The sequence below is a fragment of the Huijunlia imazamoxiresistens genome (assembly GCF_037132455.1).
Taxonomy (GTDB): Bacteria; Bacteroidota; Bacteroidia; order Chitinophagales; family Chitinophagaceae; genus Flavisolibacter; species Flavisolibacter imazamoxiresistens.
The window spans coordinates 250543-268490 of record NZ_JBBBEI010000003.1; the positions used below are offsets into that span (position 1 = coordinate 250543).

At 55.4% G+C, this 17948-nt stretch carries 24 protein-coding genes; 13 read left to right on the plus strand and 11 right to left on the minus strand.

The genetic code is table 11. The features are described from left to right. Positions 1 to 77: 77 nt before the first annotated feature. From V9K67_RS04805 to V9K67_RS04825, 5 genes are all read left to right on the plus strand, one after another. The gene (locus V9K67_RS04805) at positions 78 to 1118 is read left to right on the plus strand and encodes a PhoH family protein (protein ID WP_336720469.1); all 1041 of its coding nucleotides are present in this window, start codon (positions 78 to 80) and stop codon (positions 1116 to 1118) included. Between the two features lie 131 nt (positions 1119 to 1249). After that, positions 1250 to 1681, plus strand: a complete 432-nt coding sequence (locus V9K67_RS04810) for a hypothetical protein (protein WP_336720471.1) — start codon at positions 1250 to 1252, stop codon at positions 1679 to 1681. A 144-nt stretch (positions 1682 to 1825) separates the two neighbouring features. Continuing rightward, positions 1826 to 2377 (plus strand): inorganic diphosphatase, encoded by a 552-nt coding sequence (locus V9K67_RS04815; protein WP_336720472.1) that lies wholly within the window; start codon positions 1826 to 1828, stop codon positions 2375 to 2377. A 184-nt stretch (positions 2378 to 2561) separates the two neighbouring features. Beyond that, entirely contained in the window at positions 2562 to 3140 is a 579-nt protein-coding gene (locus tag V9K67_RS04820) for an RNA polymerase sigma factor (protein WP_336720473.1), read from the plus strand. A 3-nt stretch (positions 3141 to 3143) separates the two neighbouring features. Beyond that, positions 3144 to 3506, plus strand: coding sequence for a hypothetical protein (locus V9K67_RS04825; protein ID WP_336720474.1), 363 nt, complete (start codon positions 3144 to 3146; stop codon positions 3504 to 3506). A 100-nt stretch (positions 3507 to 3606) separates the two neighbouring features. Here V9K67_RS04825 and V9K67_RS04830 read toward each other — a convergent pair whose 3' ends face one another. Further along, on the minus strand, positions 3607 to 4635 hold the full coding sequence (locus tag V9K67_RS04830) for a hypothetical protein (RefSeq protein ID WP_336720475.1): 1029 nt from the start codon (positions 4633 to 4635) through the stop codon (positions 3607 to 3609). A gap of 121 nt (positions 4636 to 4756) precedes the next feature. Here V9K67_RS04830 and V9K67_RS04835 point away from each other — a divergent pair, with 121 nt between their 5' ends. Continuing rightward, positions 4757 to 4999, plus strand: a complete 243-nt coding sequence (locus V9K67_RS04835) for a hypothetical protein (RefSeq protein ID WP_336720477.1) — start codon at positions 4757 to 4759, stop codon at positions 4997 to 4999. Positions 5000 to 5085: 86 nt separating this feature from the next. Here V9K67_RS04835 and V9K67_RS04840 read toward each other — a convergent pair whose 3' ends face one another. Continuing rightward, positions 5086 to 6201, minus strand: a complete 1116-nt coding sequence (locus tag V9K67_RS04840) for a lactonase family protein (protein WP_336720478.1) — start codon at positions 6199 to 6201, stop codon at positions 5086 to 5088. A 303-nt stretch (positions 6202 to 6504) separates the two neighbouring features. Here V9K67_RS04840 and V9K67_RS04845 point away from each other — a divergent pair, with 303 nt between their 5' ends. Continuing rightward, positions 6505 to 6765: a hypothetical protein gene (locus V9K67_RS04845; protein WP_336720479.1), complete on the plus strand. Its 261-nt coding sequence runs from the start codon at positions 6505 to 6507 to the stop codon at positions 6763 to 6765. Between the two features lie 35 nt (positions 6766 to 6800). Next, positions 6801 to 7043 carry a hypothetical protein gene (locus V9K67_RS04850; RefSeq protein ID WP_336720480.1) on the plus strand — a complete coding sequence of 81 codons (243 nt, stop codon included), beginning with the start codon at positions 6801 to 6803 and terminating at the stop codon, positions 7041 to 7043. Between the two features lie 87 nt (positions 7044 to 7130). On the opposite strand, the gene V9K67_RS04855 is transcribed toward V9K67_RS04850, so the two are convergent. The 5 genes from V9K67_RS04855 to V9K67_RS04875 form a co-directional block, all read right to left on the minus strand. Then, on the minus strand, positions 7131 to 7400 hold the full coding sequence (locus V9K67_RS04855) for an acylphosphatase (protein WP_336720481.1): 270 nt from the start codon (positions 7398 to 7400) through the stop codon (positions 7131 to 7133). 90 nt (positions 7401 to 7490) lie between these two features. Then, complete coding sequence (locus V9K67_RS04860) at positions 7491 to 8780, minus strand: TCR/Tet family MFS transporter (RefSeq protein ID WP_336720482.1); 1290 nt, start codon at positions 8778 to 8780, stop codon at positions 7491 to 7493. Between the two features lie 48 nt (positions 8781 to 8828). Then, complete coding sequence (locus V9K67_RS04865) at positions 8829 to 9356, minus strand: YdeI/OmpD-associated family protein (protein ID WP_336720483.1); 528 nt, start codon at positions 9354 to 9356, stop codon at positions 8829 to 8831. A 44-nt stretch (positions 9357 to 9400) separates the two neighbouring features. After that, positions 9401 to 12055 carry a M1 family aminopeptidase gene (locus V9K67_RS04870; RefSeq protein WP_336720484.1) on the minus strand — a complete coding sequence of 885 codons (2655 nt, stop codon included), beginning with the start codon at positions 12053 to 12055 and terminating at the stop codon, positions 9401 to 9403. Between the two features lie 51 nt (positions 12056 to 12106). Continuing rightward, positions 12107 to 12583 (minus strand): nucleoside deaminase, encoded by a 477-nt coding sequence (locus V9K67_RS04875; protein WP_336720485.1) that lies wholly within the window; start codon positions 12581 to 12583, stop codon positions 12107 to 12109. A 124-nt stretch (positions 12584 to 12707) separates the two neighbouring features. On the opposite strand from V9K67_RS04875, the gene V9K67_RS04880 reads away from it, so the two are divergent. Both V9K67_RS04880 and V9K67_RS04885 read left to right on the plus strand, forming a co-directional pair. Beyond that, positions 12708 to 12968, plus strand: coding sequence for a hypothetical protein (locus V9K67_RS04880; protein ID WP_336720486.1), 261 nt, complete (start codon positions 12708 to 12710; stop codon positions 12966 to 12968). A gap of 25 nt (positions 12969 to 12993) precedes the next feature. After that, on the plus strand, positions 12994 to 13503 hold the full coding sequence (locus tag V9K67_RS04885; RefSeq protein WP_414696754.1) for a DinB family protein: 510 nt from the start codon (positions 12994 to 12996) through the stop codon (positions 13501 to 13503). A gap of 91 nt (positions 13504 to 13594) precedes the next feature. Here V9K67_RS04885 and V9K67_RS04890 read toward each other — a convergent pair whose 3' ends face one another. After that, complete coding sequence (locus V9K67_RS04890) at positions 13595 to 13789, minus strand: hypothetical protein (protein ID WP_336720488.1); 195 nt, start codon at positions 13787 to 13789, stop codon at positions 13595 to 13597. A gap of 241 nt (positions 13790 to 14030) precedes the next feature. Continuing rightward, positions 14031 to 14270 carry a hypothetical protein gene (locus V9K67_RS04895; RefSeq protein WP_336720489.1) on the minus strand — a complete coding sequence of 80 codons (240 nt, stop codon included), beginning with the start codon at positions 14268 to 14270 and terminating at the stop codon, positions 14031 to 14033. 122 nt (positions 14271 to 14392) lie between these two features. On the opposite strand from V9K67_RS04895, the gene V9K67_RS04900 reads away from it, so the two are divergent. Further along, positions 14393 to 14581: a hypothetical protein gene (locus tag V9K67_RS04900; RefSeq protein WP_336720490.1), complete on the plus strand. Its 189-nt coding sequence runs from the start codon at positions 14393 to 14395 to the stop codon at positions 14579 to 14581. Positions 14582 to 14722: 141 nt separating this feature from the next. Here V9K67_RS04900 and V9K67_RS04905 read toward each other — a convergent pair whose 3' ends face one another. Beyond that, positions 14723 to 15253, minus strand: a complete 531-nt coding sequence (locus V9K67_RS04905; RefSeq protein ID WP_336720491.1) for a ferritin — start codon at positions 15251 to 15253, stop codon at positions 14723 to 14725. A 161-nt stretch (positions 15254 to 15414) separates the two neighbouring features. Between V9K67_RS04905 and V9K67_RS04910 the strand changes: the two genes are divergently transcribed. Continuing rightward, a complete protein-coding gene (locus tag V9K67_RS04910; protein ID WP_336720493.1) occupies positions 15415 to 16176 on the plus strand; it encodes an oxygenase MpaB family protein in 762 nt (253 codons plus the stop codon). A gap of 113 nt (positions 16177 to 16289) precedes the next feature. On the opposite strand, the gene V9K67_RS04915 is transcribed toward V9K67_RS04910, so the two are convergent. Then, complete coding sequence (locus V9K67_RS04915; RefSeq protein ID WP_336720495.1) at positions 16290 to 17039, minus strand: hypothetical protein; 750 nt, start codon at positions 17037 to 17039, stop codon at positions 16290 to 16292. A 124-nt stretch (positions 17040 to 17163) separates the two neighbouring features. Here V9K67_RS04915 and V9K67_RS04920 point away from each other — a divergent pair, with 124 nt between their 5' ends. Continuing rightward, entirely contained in the window at positions 17164 to 17925 is a 762-nt protein-coding gene (locus V9K67_RS04920; protein WP_336720496.1) for a YdcF family protein, read from the plus strand. Positions 17926 to 17948: the final 23 nt, after the last annotated feature.

Below are 17948 nucleotides of genomic sequence, written 5' to 3' on the forward strand. Positions count from 1 at the left end.
TAGCAAGATTGGCTGCTCGTATGGAATGACAGTAAGCCGGCATTAATCCGGGATTTGATAACTAAACCTTAATCGAATTGAGAGAAACAATCATTAACCTAGAAACCGTCAACCCTATCGAGTTCTTTGGTGTTAATAACGGCAAACTCGATATCCTCAAAAAGAAGTTTCCCCTGCTTAAGATCCTGTCCAGAGGAACGCAATTGAAATTGAGCGGTGCTCCCGAACAAGTAGATGGTGCCAAAGAAAAAATCGACCTTATCGTTCAATACCTCGAACGCAACGGACACATGAGCGAAAATTACTTTGAACAGATCCTTGGCGGCGACGACGCCGAAACGGTTGACCATTTTATTGACCGCAATCCTAACGACATCCTGGTCTTCGGCCCCAACGGCAAAACCGTCAGGGCCCGCACTGCCAACCAGAAACGCCTGGTGCAGGCAGCGGAAAAGAACGACGTGGTGTTTGCCATCGGTCCTGCCGGTACCGGTAAAACCTATACCGCCGTGGCCATGGCCGTACGGGCGCTGAAAAACAAAGTAGTCAAAAAGATCATCCTGACCCGCCCCGCGGTGGAGGCCGGTGAAAGCCTGGGCTTCCTTCCCGGCGACCTGAAGGAAAAGATCGATCCCTACCTGCGCCCCCTTTACGATGCCCTGGATGACATGATCCCGGCCGACAAACTGGGTTATTACATGAGCACCCGCACCATCGAGATCGCCCCGCTGGCTTACATGCGCGGCCGTACGCTGGACAACTGCTTCATCATCCTGGACGAGGCCCAGAACGCCACCGACCTGCAGCTGAAAATGTTCCTGACCCGTATCGGTGCCAACGCCAAAGCCATCATCACCGGTGACCTGACGCAGGTGGACCTGCCGCGCAACCAGCGCAGCGGCCTGGCCAAAGCCAGCCGCATCCTGCGCAACGTCGACGGCATCGGCTATATCGAGCTGGACGAAGAAGACGTAGTACGCCACCGCCTGGTGAAAGCCATCCTGAAGGCCTACGACCGCGAACACCAGCGCGAACAGGAACTGGAAGAAGCCGAGAAAAAAGAAAGAAGGCCGTTTCGCAACAACTATGATCGCGAGCGTAATGACGAAAGCAAATAATTAGCAATGGGCAATAGGCAATTAGCAACAGGCAATGGGCAAAAAATACATGCCCGGTCACAATTGCCTATTGCTAATTGCCTATTGCCCATTGATCCTCCGAATGGTCACTATTTCTTTACTTTGCAGGAATGAAAGGCAAAATTTTTCTCAGCTTTTTGTTCCTGCAATTTTTTTGCGCCTGTAACAACGAGCCCGACCGCAGCAACACCACCGCCACCTCCGAGAACGATGTGGATGCCGCCCGCAACTTTATCCGCCTGGCCCTCGACGGCCGCTATGACAAGGCCCGCGACCTGGTGATCAGCGATTCGGCCAACACCCAATATATCAACCTCCTGGAACGCATCTACCGGGAACGCATGGACCCCGAAACCAAACGGGGCTACCGCAACGCCTCCATCAATATTTTTTCCGTCAACCAACTGAACGACAGCATCAGCGTCATCAGCTACTCCAATTCGTTCAAGAAAAGAACCGATTCGGTAAAAGTGGTCCGCCAGGACGGCGCCTGGAAGGTAGATCTCAAATACTCTTTCCCCGCCCCGCCCGCCGGAAAATAAGACGAATCCGCGCTAAGCCCCCTTTCCCGCCAGGCCGAACCTGCAGGCAGATTAAGCCGGCAAAGACACCCTCAGGGGATTTTCTCTTTGCCGTGTTAGGGTATTAGCTTATTTTTCACCCCCAATAGACTAATTACACTATTCATGAAAGTTACAAACGTTCTACACCCCTGGCATGGTGCCGATTACGGAGATAAGGCCCCCGAAAAAGTAACCGCTTTGATTGAAATCCCCCAGGGATCCCGCACCAAATACGAAATTGACAAAAAAACCGGCCTGCTGATCCTCGACCGTGTGATCTACTCCTCCTTCCACTACCCGGCCAACTACGGCTTTATCCCCCAAACCCTCGGCCTCGACGGCGACCCCCTGGACATCCTGGTACTTTGCTCGCAAAGCATCCACCCGCTTTGCCTGGTGGAGGCTACCGTTATCGGCAATATGCAAATGATCGACAGCGGCGAAGAAGATGACAAGATCATCGCCGTAGCCACCAACGACCCCTCCGTTAACCATTATACCGACATCGAAAAACTGCCCAAGCACTTCTTCAACGAACTGAAGCACTATTTCGAGCAGTACAAAATGCTGGAGAACAAGGAAGTGCGGATCGACAACTTCCAGAATAAAGAGGAAGCCTACGGCATCATCAAGGATGCCATCGGGCTTTACCAGGAAAAGTACGGGAATAAATAACCCACGGTTCTTTTCACCTCCCGGACCGACCGGGCTGTTTGCCGGCATGCTCCATGGTATCTCCCGCACCGCGGAGGGATCATCTGGATGCCGGCAATATTTTTTTCGGTACTTTTTCCGGCACCGGGCTTATGGAATTTCCCTTTTCCTGCATCTCACCCGGTACAAACAACCTTTTCCTTTTGTGAAGCCCGGGCGCTATCATCATATTACCGACAACGAGCTGCTGGAAAACTATTATGCCGACAAGGACCGGCAATGGATCGGCATCCTGCTGGAACGTTATACCCTGCTGCTGCTGGGTGTTTGCATGAAATACCTCAAAAACGAGGAAGAAGCCAAGGACGGCGTCCAGCAGGTTTTTTTGAAAGTGCTTACGGAAGTTTCCAAATACCGGATCGACTACTTTAAATCCTGGCTGTATATGGTGGCCAAAAACCACTGCCTGATGAAGCTGCGCAACGTCCAGGGAAAATACATGGAAGAGCTTACCGAGGAAACCGCTGCCGCCCGCCCGGACTCCGAACCCCTGGAGGTAGAGCAGAACGAGCGGGCCCATGAATTCCTGGAAGAGGCGCTGAAGGAATTGGGCGAAGAGCAGCGACAATGCGTAACTTTGTTCTACCTGCAAAAAAACAGTTACCAGCAAATTGCGGAAAAGACCGGATATTCCCTTCTGAAAGTGAAAAGCGCTATCCAAAACGGCAAACGGAACCTGAAGCTGGCGCTGGAAAGAAAATTAAAAAACAAAGCAAGCTCCTAGGCCATGCAGGACAACCTGAAAGACATATTGAGCCATTTAACCACCGAGGTCGACCAGGAAGCCTTACTGCAGTACCTCCAGGGAAAGCTGGCGCCCGAACGGCAGCACGAACTGGAAATGCACCTGCAGGACAACGAATTCGACGCCGATGCGCTGGAAGGACTGCAGCAGTTTCAGAGCACCCACCAGGTACAATCCGTGGTGGACCAGCTGAACCGCGACCTGAAAAAGAAAACCCGCAAAAAACAGGCGCTTCGCGAAAAGCTCCGCCTGAAAAACGACCCCTGGCTGCTGATCACCGTGCTCATCCTGCTCCTGCTCATCATCATCAGCTTTATCATTATCTATCTGCACGAAGCTCAGTAGCGTTTACGAGTTAACGGGTTTACGAGTTTACAAGCTTACGAGTTGCTGGCGCCCGTAAGGAACTCGTAAACCCGTAAACCCGTTAACTCGTAAACTTTTCTTACTGGTACTGAATATAAACGGGTCGCGGCGTCAGCTTCAACAGCGCCGCGGGCTGCATCACCTGCTTCTCGCCCACCCTTTTCACGTCATTCTTATAAAACAGCTTGAAGCCGGTAAACTGTACGGGCTCGGGGTATACGAACGACTTGTAGGTATTGACCTTGCGGGGCGGGGTACCCCAGCCGTCCATGTCCATGACCACCTGCACTTCGGGCACCGGTTTTATTTTTTTGTAATTGGTCACCATCCGTTGCGTAAAGCGGTGGATCACAAGTATTTTGGGCGGCAGGTTATATTTTTTGACGATGCCTGCGAGGTAGTTGATGGTATAATTGATATCGGCCGCGTCGAAGGTGCCGATGGCGGCGCCGGGCTTGTGGCCGCCCTTCATCGAAAACTCGGGGTCGATGCCGAAATGCACCTGCGGCATGGCCAGGTATTTTTCAAATTCGGGTACCTCCTGCTGAAGGGTGCTGTGGCCCACCTGCACATCCAGGAACACCAGGGCATTGATCCGCCTGGCCCAGCTGATGACCGTATCGATCTGCCCAAAAGGCATACGCAGACGGTATTTGCCTCCGGCGCCCGGGCTGCCCTGGGCCGTTACGGCAATGTAGTGCAGGGCGGGGATGGCCGGCATCAGGCTGTCGGCCGCCGTCCACCGGGCCACTTCCTTTTGCAGGCGGCGCAGCATGCTGTCGCGGGGATATTCGCCCAATACGCCCATTTGCTTCGAGTACAGGTTGCCATAATAAGCCACAATCCGGTGGAACGGTAATATGGCCCCGTATTTCGGGTAGATTCCTTTCACGGGCCACCGCCCCGTGGTATCGCCATTGGCCATAATGGTCATCAGCGAATCGTACCGGGCCGAATCCAGCGTGGGCGCCGGCGGCAGGGAATCCCGGACGGCCTGGGCCGGCGGGTCTTTCTTTACGGAATCTTTGACGACCCCGGTTACGCTTTGCACATTGCCCTTGCAACTCATCAGTAGGCAGGCGGCCATAAATAATATCCGGCTTTTCATTCTGATCTTTTGGTGCTTCATTTCGGAAGGTATTTAATAATAAGAACCGGGCCATAAGACCGGAAAGGAAGGCAACGTTTTTTTTGGCATAACATTTTTGCTACACCTTCAAATTTTTTTTATGAAAAAAGAATCCACAGACCCCCAGCGCAACCGCCCTTCGGAAAAAGGCTCCCACAATGATCCCAATGTCCGGGACTACGCCGCCCCCCGTCCCAATGTATCTACCGTAAGCGACAACGATTACCGGGAATCCAATGAAAAAGTAACCCGGACGGCCTCCGAAAACCACCCCTCCAGCGAATCGGACAAATATGCCGACCGCAATTTCGAGAATATTGACGAGGACGATATCCAGGAATAAACAGGAAATACCAAGCAAACGTTTAGAACCTTCCACCGAACTCGTGAACTCGTAAACACGAAAACTCGTAAACCCTGATTGCGGACTTATTCCGCAATCATTTTGAGACAAACCGGGCTGGACACCTTCAGTTGCCGGCCCGCTTCCTGCAGCAGTCCGGTTACCGGGTCGCGTTTAAAGATCACGATGTTGTCGGTGGACTGGTGGGCCACCAGCAGGTAATTGCCGGTAGGATCGATCATAAAGTTCCGGGGCGTCACGCCCAGGGTGGGCTGGTGCCCCTTTAACGTCAGCTTTCCGTCCCCGTCGATGGCGAAAATGGCCAGGCTGTTGGCATCTCCCCGGTTCGACGCATACAGGAATTTTCCGTCCGGCGAGGTATGGATATCGGCGCTGCTGATGACCCCGCTGAAGCCGGCGGGATGGGTGGACAGGCGCTGCAGAAACGTCAGCTTTCCCTTGCGGTAGCGGTAGGCTTCCACCGTTCCGCTCAACTCCTCTACCAGGTAGGCATACTTGCCGGAAGGGTGAAAGGTGAAGTGCCGCGGGCCGCTGCCTCCTTCTTTGGCCGCCACAAAAGGCGTAGGGGCCGGACGCAACGGCAGGGCGGATCCTTTCTTAAAGCGGTACACCATCAGCTTGTCGGTACCCAGGTCGGGTACAAACAAATACCGCTCATCGGGTGAAAATACCACGGCATGGACATGCGCTTTTTCCTGCTGCTTTCTGGGACCGCTGCCCTGCAACTGAATGACCTGGGCCGGGGCCTGCAGCGAGCCGTCTTTTTTTACCCGAAAGGCTGCCAGGCTTCCGCCGCCATAATTGCCCGCCACCACCCATTGGCCGCGCCGGGTCACCGACACATAGCAAGGATTGTCGCCGCCGCTGGGCTGCCGGTTGATATAGGCGAGCTTGCCGCTTTGGGGGTCGAAGGAAAAAGCGCTGAGGGTACCGGGGGTAGGGTTGCTGGTGGCATTTACCGAATACACCTGCCTGCCGTCGGGCGTTACCGCCAGGTAAGAAGGGTGCACAACGCTGTCGGTATTGCTTACCCATTCCGCCTCGCCGGTGGCGGCGTTGAAGCGGTACACATAAATGCCCTTGCTGCCCTTAGCCGTATAGGTGCCTACAAAAAGGTAAAAATTCTGGGCGGCGGCACCCAGGGAAATGGAAAAAAGAAGGAAAAAGAAAAGAGACCGCATAAAATAGTTTGGGATCAGGAAATTTACTGCCCACAAAATAAGCAATAAACGCCTGGTTCAGTCTCTTATTCCCCACCCATCGGTCCTCAAGCTGAGCAATAAAATTCCCGGGCCAGGTCCCATTGCGCTTTTTTTTCAACAAACGGCCGGCCCTTTGCCCGCCGCCTTCTAGCTCATCTATTTGAGGGACGGATTTTTCCCTACCTTTAAAGTCGGTGCGAAAAACAAGCTGAGCAATTCTTTGCCGGCCTTTTCAAATGGCACTTATTTTGCCTTTATTGTTTATGAACAAACGACGAGTATATGACATTACAAGAATTTAATTTACTCAGTTTAGAACAGCAACAGAACGCGCTTTTGAGATCAGGTGTTTATTTAGGTGAGCGAAAAGATCCCCCCCTCCGCATGATGCTGTATCAAATGGATGGTTTCTATGTAGAAGTATTCTTTTTAAGTCGTTATAATAAAGTCGGATGGTTCAAAGGTTTTGATACTATCGACGAACTGGCTCCTTACCTGGAAAAGATCAATGTTTCCGGCCTGTTGCAGGAAGTGCTGCCGTAATGGAAAGTTCTTTATACTCCTTATAATTTGCTTATATGAACCAGATCAGGGAAAACGACGAATCGGAAAATAAGTCCCCTCATCCCCCGCCGGGCGAAACTGCAAAACCCGGAGGCGGCGAACAACCCCACCACTATCCCCCTGAACCGCAGATCCAGAAACTGGCCAAGAATCCCAACCCACGGGCCAACGAAAATATCCGCGACCATCCATTAGGAGACGGCGCTGCTGCCTCCGAAGGCCCGGGCTCGGAAATTACGGACGGCGAAGACGGTTAACGAACCGCTCCTCACGGTGATGCACAATGAAAATCAGGCGCAGAGATGCTGCCGCCTCCCCGGAGCCCCGGAAGGACCTCCTGTCTATTAACGGATCACCTGGAAACAGGCAAATGCCTGGTCCGGTACCGGCTGGCTTTCTATGGCCGTTACCTGGGCGCGGGACGGACCCTGCCTGCAGGCATCGGTAAACTGCTGCACCCTCTCGTCCGGGCCGCTGACCAGGGCTTCCACGTTCCCTTCATCGGTATTTTTTACCCAGCCGGTTAAGCCCAGCTGTTCCGCAGCCTCCTTTGCCCAGGCCCGGTAAAACACACCTTGTACCTTTCCCTTGATGATCAGATGAAGTGTCGCCATATGGTTCTGGTTAAGAGATGAGTAATCAGTAATCAGTAATAAGCAGGAAGTATTCTCCCACTAAACCCTGCTTGGAAATCGCCGGATATGCTAATGGCCTAAGGGCCAATCCCCTACGGTCTCCTTCTCTACACCCTCTTCCGAATGGGCCACTGGCCCTCCATTCTGTTCCTTTTCCTTTTTCAGCACACTGAATGCCAGCAGCGTACTGGCCAGCATCAGCAATGCTCCCAGCAAAAATGGTGCTCCGGCAAACTGCACCGGCGCTTCGGGCCGGGTAAAATACGCAAACAAATTGGTCATCAGGGGCGGACCGACAATGGAGGTAGCACTCATCAGCGAGGCCAGGGCTCCCTGCAGCTCACCCTGCTCATTGGAAGGCACATGCCCCGAAATGATCGCCTGCAGCGCCGGGCCGGCAATCCCGCCCATGCAATAAGGCACCATAAACAAAAACATCATCCAGGTTTCGGTGGCAAAGGCAAACAGCAGCAATCCCAGGGTATAAAAACCTAATCCCAGGTACACGCTCCGCTCGTTTCCCAACAGGGGATTGACCTTCCGGATCAGCAATCCCTGTACCAGCGCAATCATAAAGCCGATCACGCCCAGGGAGATACCGATCAGCTTTGTGTCCCAGTGCAGTTGCTTGATGGTAAAATAAGTCCAGTTGCTGTTGATGGCATGGGAGGCGATGTAGATGAACACCAGGGAGAGCACCAGGCCGCTGATGGCCGGGTACCGTTTCAACCGCATCAGCGAGCCTACGGGGTTGGCCCGCTTCCATTCGAAGGGGCGCCGGTTTTCCTTCGGCAACGATTCGGGCAGCACGAAAAAACCATACAGGGCATTCAGCAGGCTCAAAGCGGCGGCCGCCAAAAAGGGCACCCGGGGCCCGAAGGAACCCAGCAGGCCGCCGATCACCGGGCCGATGATAAAGCCCAGGCCAAAGGCGGCGCCCACCATGCCGAAGTTCTGCGCCCGGTTCTGCGGGGTGCTGATGTCGGCAATGTAGGCAGTGGCGGTGGTAAAGGAAGCGCCGGTAACGCCGGCGATCAGCCGCCCCACGAACAGCCAGCCGATGGTGGGAGCAAAGGACAGGAACAGGTAGTCGATGCCAAAGCCCAGCAGGGAAAACAGCAACACCGGCCGCCGGCCCCAGCGGTCGCTGAGGTTGCCGATCACCGGGGCAAACAGGAACTGCATGATGGCAAAGGCAAAGGTCAGCCAGCCGCCCCATTGCGAGGCATCGCTCACGTCGCCCCCGATCAGGGATTCGATCAGGCGGGGCAAGACCGGAATGATCAGTCCCAGCCCGGTCACATCGATCAGCAGGGTCAAAAAAATAAAGCCCATAGCGGCCTTACGCGAAGATGCCATAGCAGTTGAGATTAAGGGCGCAAGGTAGGTTTTAGTTTGTAGTTTGACTTAAAACTCCAGGCTGTCTTTTCTCCCGCTGCGGAGCATTTCCGGGTACGTCTGGCCCTGGCAAAGGGCGCTAACGGCCTGGGCGATGCGCTTGGTACGGGTGGGCTCGGTTTTGGCGCTTTGGATCCAGTTGCCGAAATAATGCTGGTGGGAAGGGGTAAGCGAGCGAAAAAAGGCGGCGCCTTGGGGCTCGTCCGCCAGGCATTCCAGCAAATCCGGCGGCAGCTGCTTTTCCGCCCGGTCCGCCTGCAGGCGCACTTCCAAAAAAGCGCCTTTCTGCTTGCGAAGGGCCCGGCGCAGGTCGGCATTCAGGGGCAGGATAAAGCTGCCATCGCCCATGGGCAGCAGGCTGATGCCCGCAATGGCATGGGAATCCAGGGTGCCTTTGACCCGAAACGCCTTTTTGTTGCCCGGCGCCAGCCGCTGCGCCACCCCGGCCGGGATTTCGATATAGGTCCAGCCGGTTTTTTCGCCCTGCTCGTCAAACTGTTTGACCAGGGCTGTAAACGGAATCAGGGATGTGTCCATCGATCGGGGATAAAATGAGTGCTGCAATATACGGGGCTGCCGGCTTAATTTTCCCCATCTTCTTCCTCATCCGAGACCGCGCCCCCCTTCCGGATGGCGTTGCCCGAGGCCCCGGGGGTCCTGCCCGGGGGGTACAACAGGCGCTCGGCCCGGAACAAAGGGTCGGCGGCCTGCAGGATCTTTTCCTTCAGCTTCGGGTTGTAGGCGGGATGCTCCTTCAGAAAGCTCCGCACCACTGCCGCATCCCCGGGGGTCTGGTACGGGCTGAGGGTGCGCTGCAGCCAGGATTGAGGAAAGAAAATATCGCCGGTCCGCTGCAGCTCGTCCAGCAGTTCCAGGCTTTCCTTCAGGTAATAACGCGAGGTGGCGGCCCGCAGCGGGTGGTGCAGGTAATCGAGGGCCAGCAGCACCCAGGATTCCTTTTCACGGTTCTTCGGCTCCTTCAGCGAACGGAAAAAGGCATCACGGGTACGCACCTCGGGCGACAGGGCCGGCAGCACGAAAGCCATGCGCCGCTTGCGGTCGGGGTTCTGGATGCGTTCCTGTTGCTCCTGCAGCAGCTTGGCGGCTGGGTAGTCGCGCACCGCCAATGAAAAGGCCAGGGAGGTATAGTCGTCCTCGGAAAACCGCACCCCGGAGGGTGGCTTTTGCAGTTTCCAGATCTCATAAAGGTTGTCCAGGGCCTTGCGGCTCAGGGCCAGCCCCTGGTAGGTTTTGAACAGGATCTTTTTTTTGTTGGGCTCGCGTTGGCGCAGCATGGCCTGCCAGAGGTCGGCCTCCAGCGACCCGGCCAGGGCCGCCCGGTGGGCCGGCAGGGTGTAATGCCAGAAAACCTCCATGATCTGCCCGGTCATCAGGCGCAGGTTCAGCTCTTCGGATTCGCTGGAAAGCAGGGGCCGGTACAGGTCGAGCAACTGGAGCGGGCTTACCTGCCTGCCGGCCAGCATATTCTCGTACAGGTTAATGTAAGCCGAGGCCCGCATGACGGGACTTTTCAGCGAATCCAGGCGCATGGCTCCATCCACCGGGAACAGGCCATAGCCCTGGCCGGTGGCATTGAACAGCAGGAACAAGGGAGCCGGCTTTCCTTCCGCCTCTTTTACCAGCATGCGGTGCTCCGTACTGTTAACGGTCAGCTGTTCCACCCGGTCGGGGTAAACCAGCGCCAGCTCGAACAACTGGGGCCAGGTGCGGCTGCCGCCTTCCGGCGCCTGCTGGCGGACCTCCAGGCTGCGGATGCGGCCGCCTTCGGCTTGCAGGTCGTAATCGAACAGGGGCCGCCCGGGCATGTTCACCCATACCTTGTTCCAGGCCTGCAGGTCGGCCGGCGTCAGGGCGTCCAGTATGGTGATCAGGTCAGGCCAGGAAGCGTTGCCGTAGGCGTAGGTTTTCAGGTAGGTCTGCAGCCCTTTGCGGAAGGCCTCCTCTCCCATCAGTCGCTCCAGCTGCCGCATCATCACCGGCGCCTTGTGGTAAATGATGCTGCCGTACAGGCTACCGGCATCCTGCAGGTTGGCCAGGGGCTGGCGCACCGGGTTGGCGCCCGCCGTCCGGTCGATGCTGTAGGCCGCCGGCAGGTGGTCCAGTAAAAATTTCAGGTCGAAATCGGTGGTGGTATCCATGCGCTGGGTGATCTTGTCGGCCAGGAAGTTGGCAAACACTTCTTTCATCCACACGTCATCGAACCAGCGCATCGTCACCAGGTTGCCGAACCACATATGGGCGGTTTCGTGGGCAATGACGCTGGAACGGGAGATCTTCTGCTCCTGGGTGGCGCTGCCGTCCAGGAACAGGGAAGCCGCCTTATACAGGATGGCGCCGGGATGCTCCATGCCGCCGTACTGGAAGTCGGGGATGGCCACGAAGTCGAACTTTTGGAACGGGTACGGGATGCCGGTATACTGCTGCAGGTAGTCCAGGGACCCTGCATGCAGCGCAAAAACGGTGTCCATGCTCTGCGCCAGCTTGAGTTTGTCGGTTTCACGGTGGAAGAAATGCATGGAGCGGCCGCCGGCCTCCTTGGCTTCCTGCGAAAAGCGGCCGGCGGCAAAGGAAAACAGGTAGGTGGGAATGGTGTCGGTGGGGGCGTAATGCCAGGTCATTGTGCCTCCCTGCCGTACCGAGTCCACCAGGGGGGCGTTGGCGATGGCGGACCATTGGGCCGGTGTGGTCAGCGACAGGGTGAACACGGCTTTCAGGTCGGGCTGGTCGAAGCAGGGAAAGGCCGTGCGGGCCCGGTCGGGCACCAGCAGGGTGTACAGGTAGTCCTCGTTTCGGTTCAGCGACAGGTCGCCGGCGGTGAAGCGGAGGGCCACTTTGTTGAGCCCCTTTTTCAGGTATTTTGGGCGCAGCAGCAGGTGCTCGTGCTCCAGTACCACGGGCTGTTCCACCTCGTTTACCCGCAAGCCCAGGAGGTGATCCCCCTTTTCCTTGAAATCCAGTTGCAGGGGAAAACGGCGCTTTTTCAACCGGAAATAAAGGGTGGCCGAAGCGGCGATGGAATCTTCCCTTTTTTCCGGGACGTTAAAATACAGCTGGTAGCGGAGGTCGCTCAGCAGTTTTTTGCGGGAGACGGCCAGGGGTTGCGGCACTCCTTCCCTGGGCTGGGCGGCGGCCTTATAGGCCGGGCGGCTGCAGGAAAAGGCAAGCGCACCGCAAAATACGCAGACACCGATCTGGAGGAGGTGGATGGCCTTCATGTGTACGTTCTCCCGGGAAATTTCATCGAGCCCCCCGGACCGGGGCCCGCATTAGTAAATAGTTTTGTCGCCCATTTTCTGCCATTCTTCAAAAATCCGCAGGGCGGCCTGGTGCGGAAAATGCACAAACAGGATCTTTCTTTCGATGCCGTCCTTGCCGATCTCGTCGTAAATGAACTGGTCGTCGAAATCGATGGCGGCCGCATCTTTTCGGGTATTGGCATAGATCACCCGTTGAGGGCGGGCCCAGTAAATAGCGCCGAGGCACATGGGGCAGGGTTCGCAACTGGTATAGATGTCGCAGCCGGTGAGCTGAAAGGTGCCCAGCTGCTGGCAGGCGGCCCGAATGGCCACCACCTCGGCATGGGCGGTGGGGTCGTTGGTGGCCGCCACCCGGTTGTAGCCTTCCGCTATGATTTCGCCGTCTTTTACCACCACGCATCCGAATGGTCCGCCCTGCCTGCTGTTCATCCCCAGGCGGGATAATTCAATCGCCCTTTCTAAAAATTTCTGTTCCTGATCGGTCATACTGCAATTTACTACCTAAAGTCCGTAAGTGCGAACCGCCCTTCCCTCCTGTTCGTGGCATGACCTTTTCTGTTGGAAAATCTTGATTTTTGCAAGCTTATATTTACACCCTTAAACGAACATTATGGCGTGCAATTTTTCCATTCCTTTTTCCGGCCCCGCCGACCAGGTTTTGGGCCGGGCCAAAGCCGCGGTCCACAGCCAGGGCGGCACCTTCAACGGCAATAACGACCAGGGCAGTTTCCAGGTTTCTGTTTTCGGCAATGCCATCAAAGGCTCCTACACCGTGTCGGGGCAGGACCTGAACATCCAGATCGACTCCAAACCCTTTTTGCTTCCCTGCAGCGCCATCGAAGGTTTTTTGCGCTCCCAGGTAGGTGCGTAAAGCAGTAACCGCGTAAATGGATCCCGTGAGCGAACAAAAACTACCCGAAGTCTGGCTGCGCGGGCCCCTGCCCGGCCTGCCCGCCCTGCTGCAGCCGGTGGCCCATGCCCTGTTGCAGGCCCGTGAAGAAGTGACCGCACTCATGGAGGGTTTCCCCGACCGGCTGTTGTGGGACCGTCCTGCCGGGGTAGCGTCTGCGGGCTTTCACCTGCAGCACCTGACCGGCGTGCTCGACCGGTTGTTTACCTATGCCCGCGGCCAGGCGCTGTCCGAGGACCAGCTGTTGTGGCTGCGGGCCGAGGGCAGCCCGGGAGCTTTTACCAGCGTACAGAGCCTGGTACAGGCCTTCCACGGGCAGGTAGAAGCGGCGCTGGAGCAGTTGCGCACTACCCCCGAAGCCACCCTCACCGATTTCCGGGGCGTCGGCAGGGCGGGCCTTCCTTCCACGGTCATCGGCCTGTACACCCATGCGGCCGAACATACCATGCGCCACCTGGGACAGCTGCTGGTAACGGTGCGGGTGCAGACCGCCTGACGGTTACAGGCTACCGGTAGGTACATACGGGCATGAAAAAACCTGCCGGGGGGCAGGTCATTCTTTAAGATGCACAAGGCATAAAATGCGCTTAGCGGGCAGTATCCACGGGATTCATGCCGCTGGTGTCGGTTGCCATGCTGCTGGTATCTGCAATAACACCGCTGGTATCCGTACCGGACAATTCCGTAGAGGTTGTATCGGGTGTGGTAGTGGTCGTCGTGGGCGGTGTGCTGCAATAGGTCAAAGTCAGCGCTACAATGGCAATGGTCAATACCTTTTTCATAATTTTTTTTTGGTTTTAGATTTTATGGCCATACGGCGGCGTATGCACCTTGCTTCCAAATGTAATTTTTTTTCTTATTGGCGGATCATTTTTTCATTTCAACTGTGCAGTAACGTTACTTCTTCAGGTTCACTTCTTTACAGCTTCGTTGGCCAGCCCGGCCTGCACTGCCGGCTCCTGCTGCATAAATAGGGCATAGAAGGGGAAAAACCGCCTTCTATGCCCTTGCGTTAACCGGATACTAATCGTGCCCTTCCAGCTTCACGATCTTATTGTAAATGCCAAAAAGCAGGAAGGAAGGCGCCCACTGGCCGACAAACAGGCTCTTGTGCTTCTGGCCCAACGCCTGCAGCGTCAACGAAACGGCCATAGAACCTAAAGCCAACCATAAAAAAGTATCGGACGGTAACTTCGCCGTCTGCTCTTCAATTGTCCGTGCTATTTTACCCTCTTTGTGCTCGGGATTGAAATTAGTCGCCATCTGTAATACATTTAAATGATTAAAATATTTCTTTACCCCGTTTCAATTTTCTTGCCAACGATACAAATTGGCGCAATCGTTTGTACCTTCCGGGACGCCATTTTATCCACAAACGACTTGCGATGCCACCAATCGATGCAACAGAAAATGACCAGGCGCCAACAGCTGGCTCAGGCTTTCGAAAGCTGGACGTTCCCATTGAGCGGCCCAACGAGCGCCACCAGCGGTTCGCCGGGCTGGGGGGATGGGCCCTGCTGGTGCTGTTCCTGCTGTTCACCCTGTACGCCTACCTTCATTTCGCCCAACCCTAAGGGATACGGCAGGAAAATACAGGCCCGGCCTAACTTCCAGGCACAAACGAACAGGTCCTGCAGCCATAAAAAAGGGCAGCAACCGAATGGTCCGCTGCCCCTGGATGTCTTGATCCGCCTGTAACTGCAGAGCGGATAGCGTTAGTGCCCGTGGCCTTTTTTCTTGCCTTTACCGTCGATGCTGCCGGCAAGGGTTTCCAGGTCCCTGTCGAACAGGTACATGCCCCCTTTGTCGTCGCCGATTAATTTTAATTTATCAATGACTTGCCGGGCGAGGGTTTCTTCCTCGATCTGCTCGGCCACGTACCATTGCAAAAAGTTATGGGTAGTATAATCCTTTTCCTGGATACACAATTCCACCAGGGCATTGATCTCGTTGGAAACTTTTATCTCGTGGGAAAGCACAATTTCAAATACTTCGTTGATACCCGAAAAATCTTTTTGCGGGGCCGCAAAAGCCGGCACGATGGCATGCCCGCCCCGGTCGTTGATATAATGGAACAGTTTCAGCATATGCATGCGTTCCTCATCGGAATGGTGGTACAGGAAAGCCGCCACGCCATTATAGCCCTGAACCGCACACCAGGACGCCATCGCCAGGTAATACATGGAAGAAAAGCCCTCGAGGTCGATCTGCCGGTTCAAAGCCTCGTCAATTTTTGAAGAAATCATAGTTAATGGGTTTATAAGTTTCAATATAGAAAAAATATTGTTCTTTCCCGCCCCGCCGGCTCATCTAAATTTACGGCCTTCCGTCCCTGCCTGCCGCCCTCCAACCGGTGCCCCTCCCTTTTATCTTTTCTGCAACAGAAATTTGACCTAATTTGAAAGCTATGGATTTTTTTGTGAAGCACTCCTCCGTCGTGCGGCAGATCTGGGGCAAGAGTGATACGATCCTGTTCATTTTTGCCGGGGCTGCCGCCGAGTTTGCACTGAACCGGGCGGTGGACTGGCTGTACTTTACCGGCCGCCTGCCGGCCGACCCGCTGGGGCGGCTGTTTTCCACCGTAGGCTACGCCCGGCTGATCATTTTCACCTCTACTGAAGGCGCCCACCGGGCCATTGATAAAATGCGGGACATCCATTCGGGCGTAGAGGCCGCCCGGGGCAGCACCATCCCCGACTGGGCCTACCGCGATGTGCTGTTTATGCTGATCTATTATTCCATCAGCGCCTTTGAAGTGCTGGAACGCCCCCTGCAACAGGAAGAAAAAGAAGAGGTATTCGACGTATTTTACCGCGTCGGTCACCGCATGGGCCTGCAGGGCCTGCCGCAAACCTACAGCGAGTGGCTCCCCATGCGGGCCGCCCACCTGGAGCAGGACCTGGTGAAAAGCCATTACACCAAGGACCTTTTCCGGCAATACAAAAAGCACCTGGGCAGCATCCGCTACCGCCTGCTGCTGGAAGGACAAAAACTGGTGGTACCCCAAAAAGTAAAAACCCTCCTGGACATGAGCGGCCCCTCCCTCCTCTCCCCCGTGCTGCAGGCCTATAAACTGGGCAGAAAAGTAAACCTGGACGGCCTGCTCAAAGAACTGATCCTCCCCCCGGCGTATAAAAAACAGATAAAAGCGTTGGACGTTTCTAAGTAAGTTCCTGAGTTCCTGAGTTGGCTTACGAACGTTTCGTTACTGCTTTTGGCGAGCATTTTCCCTGCGCAGTTACGCCAACCAGGGAACTCAGGAACTCTGGAACTCAGGAACTTTTAATACCGGTTAATAAAAGTCTGCAGGTCGGTTTCAAACTGCCGAAGGCCTTCATGGCGCAAGCTGCCGATGAAAAACAGTTCGCGCCGGAGTTGCTTGTTTACTGCCAGTTGCTGAAATCGCGACCGCTTGAAGTCCACGTTTTCCGAATGAATAAAGGCCTCGATCTTTACCAGCCGTTCGTTCAGGTTTTGCTGGTCGGCAATAAACAGGTAGGTGGCCCGGGCAGGGTTGGTATTTTCCCAAACAATCAGGATGCGCCCGCTCAGGGTGTGGAGGCGGAACAGGAACGAGCTTTCCGTTTTCCCGCTGTATTTTTCCCGGATGGTGATCAGCCGGTAAGCTTCGCTTTGGCGGGCAGCCAGCAGTTTCAGGTAGTCCGCTTTGCCGTTGTCTTCCCGCGGAGCCGCCGCCAGCCGGGGCGCCGGTTTCGCCGCCCGGGGCCGGGGCTTGACGATTTTGGGCAGCCCCGGGAAACGATGGATCTCAATGGCCCGCTCGATCAGTCCATTGATCTGTTCCCAGGCGGGCGAGTCGGCAGGACTGAAAGCGGAGTCCGAAAAAACCAGCTTGAATGGCTTATTGTACTGCCGCACAAAATATTCCTCCTTGATCTCATTCAAACAGGGCAGGGAGCCCTTATACGGGATCGGCTTCAGGATGCGGCGGATGCGTGCCGGCTTCACTTTAATGCTGTCGTGGGAAAAATCAATATCATCCCATACCAGGTACACGGGAAAAACGGACATGCCGCAAGTTATGCTAAAATTATTAGCAAACTCCCTGTTTTTTCCGAAACCCTAATTTTGCCCCATTAACTCAACCGGCAGCAGCAGCCCCGGGCCCGCTTCCTGCCTTTTCTTTTTTTGCACTATGTTTTTTGTCCTTTCCAAGCTGTTGTTTTTCCTGGTCATGCCCATTACCCTGCTGCTGGCCTGTTTCCTGATTTCTTTTTTTACCAAAAAAGAAAAGGCCCGGAAAACCTCCCTGGCCCTGGGCATCGGCCTCCTGCTGTTCTTTACCAACCCCTTCCTGGCCAACGAGGCCTGGCTGTGGTGGGAATACCCGCCGGTCCCGGTGAGCCGGGTACCGCAATACGATGCGGCCATTATCCTGACCGGGGTGACCAGCCAGAATAAATCCCCGCACGACCGCATTTACACCCATAAAGGGGCGGACCGCCTCCTGCACCCCCTGCAACTGTACAAGGAAGGACGGGTAAAGAAATTCATCATCACCGGCGGCTCGGGTTCGCTGGGCCAGACCTATTCCACCGAGGCGGCGGAATTCAAAAAGATCCTGCTGCAGTCCTGTGTTCCGGCCGAAGCGATCCTGGTGGAGGATAAAAGCAGGAACACCCATGAAAATGCACTGTTTACCCGAAAGCTCCTGCAGCAACAGCCGCAACTGAAAAAGCTGCTGCTGGTGACGTCGGCATTTCACATGCGCCGGGCAGAAGGCTGCTTTAAAAAAGCGGGCATCCGGGCCGACGTCTATCCCGCCGACTTTTATTCCGCCGACCGCGACTTCAGCCTCTATTACCTCCTGCCCCAGGAAACCAGCCTCGCCCACTGGCAAAAGCTGTTCCACGAGATCCTCGGGTATGTGGTCTATAAAGTGGTTGGGTACGCGTAGAAACAAGTTTACGAGTTTACGAG

What these genes read in the sequence shown, in the direction of transcription:
- V9K67_RS04915 (WP_336720495.1), bottom strand. Translation starts at nt 17,039, where the DNA reads ATGTCCGTTTTTCCCGTGTACCTGGTATGGGATGATATTGATTTTTCC.
- V9K67_RS04830 (WP_336720475.1), bottom strand. Translation starts at nt 4,635, where the DNA reads ATGAAAAGCCGGATATTATTTATGGCCGCCTGCCTACTGATGAGTTGC.
- V9K67_RS04815 (WP_336720472.1), top strand. Translation starts at nt 1,826, where the DNA reads ATGAAAGTTACAAACGTTCTACACCCCTGGCATGGTGCCGATTACGGA.
- V9K67_RS04910 (WP_336720493.1), top strand. Translation starts at nt 15,415, where the DNA reads ATGGATTTTTTTGTGAAGCACTCCTCCGTCGTGCGGCAGATCTGGGGC.
- V9K67_RS04825 (WP_336720474.1), top strand. Translation starts at nt 3,144, where the DNA reads ATGCAGGACAACCTGAAAGACATATTGAGCCATTTAACCACCGAGGTC.
- V9K67_RS04865 (WP_336720483.1), bottom strand. Translation starts at nt 9,356, where the DNA reads ATGGACACATCCCTGATTCCGTTTACAGCCCTGGTCAAACAGTTTGAC.
- V9K67_RS04860 (WP_336720482.1), bottom strand. Translation starts at nt 8,780, where the DNA reads ATGGCATCTTCGCGTAAGGCCGCTATGGGCTTTATTTTTTTGACCCTG.
- V9K67_RS04835 (WP_336720477.1), top strand. Translation starts at nt 4,757, where the DNA reads ATGAAAAAAGAATCCACAGACCCCCAGCGCAACCGCCCTTCGGAAAAA.
- V9K67_RS04850 (WP_336720480.1), top strand. Translation starts at nt 6,801, where the DNA reads ATGAACCAGATCAGGGAAAACGACGAATCGGAAAATAAGTCCCCTCAT.
- V9K67_RS04840 (WP_336720478.1), bottom strand. Translation starts at nt 6,201, where the DNA reads ATGCGGTCTCTTTTCTTTTTCCTTCTTTTTTCCATTTCCCTGGGTGCC.
- V9K67_RS04920 (WP_336720496.1), top strand. Translation starts at nt 17,164, where the DNA reads ATGTTTTTTGTCCTTTCCAAGCTGTTGTTTTTCCTGGTCATGCCCATT.
- V9K67_RS04875 (WP_336720485.1), bottom strand. Translation starts at nt 12,583, where the DNA reads ATGACCGATCAGGAACAGAAATTTTTAGAAAGGGCGATTGAATTATCC.
- V9K67_RS04880 (WP_336720486.1), top strand. Translation starts at nt 12,708, where the DNA reads ATGGCGTGCAATTTTTCCATTCCTTTTTCCGGCCCCGCCGACCAGGTT.
- V9K67_RS04905 (WP_336720491.1), bottom strand. Translation starts at nt 15,253, where the DNA reads ATGATTTCTTCAAAAATTGACGAGGCTTTGAACCGGCAGATCGACCTC.
- V9K67_RS04890 (WP_336720488.1), bottom strand. Translation starts at nt 13,789, where the DNA reads ATGAAAAAGGTATTGACCATTGCCATTGTAGCGCTGACTTTGACCTAT.
- V9K67_RS04870 (WP_336720484.1), bottom strand. Translation starts at nt 12,055, where the DNA reads ATGAAGGCCATCCACCTCCTCCAGATCGGTGTCTGCGTATTTTGCGGT.
- V9K67_RS04810 (WP_336720471.1), top strand. Translation starts at nt 1,250, where the DNA reads ATGAAAGGCAAAATTTTTCTCAGCTTTTTGTTCCTGCAATTTTTTTGC.
- V9K67_RS04845 (WP_336720479.1), top strand. Translation starts at nt 6,505, where the DNA reads ATGACATTACAAGAATTTAATTTACTCAGTTTAGAACAGCAACAGAAC.
- V9K67_RS04895 (WP_336720489.1), bottom strand. Translation starts at nt 14,270, where the DNA reads ATGGCGACTAATTTCAATCCCGAGCACAAAGAGGGTAAAATAGCACGG.
- V9K67_RS04900 (WP_336720490.1), top strand. Translation starts at nt 14,393, where the DNA reads ATGCCACCAATCGATGCAACAGAAAATGACCAGGCGCCAACAGCTGGC.
- V9K67_RS04855 (WP_336720481.1), bottom strand. Translation starts at nt 7,400, where the DNA reads ATGGCGACACTTCATCTGATCATCAAGGGAAAGGTACAAGGTGTGTTT.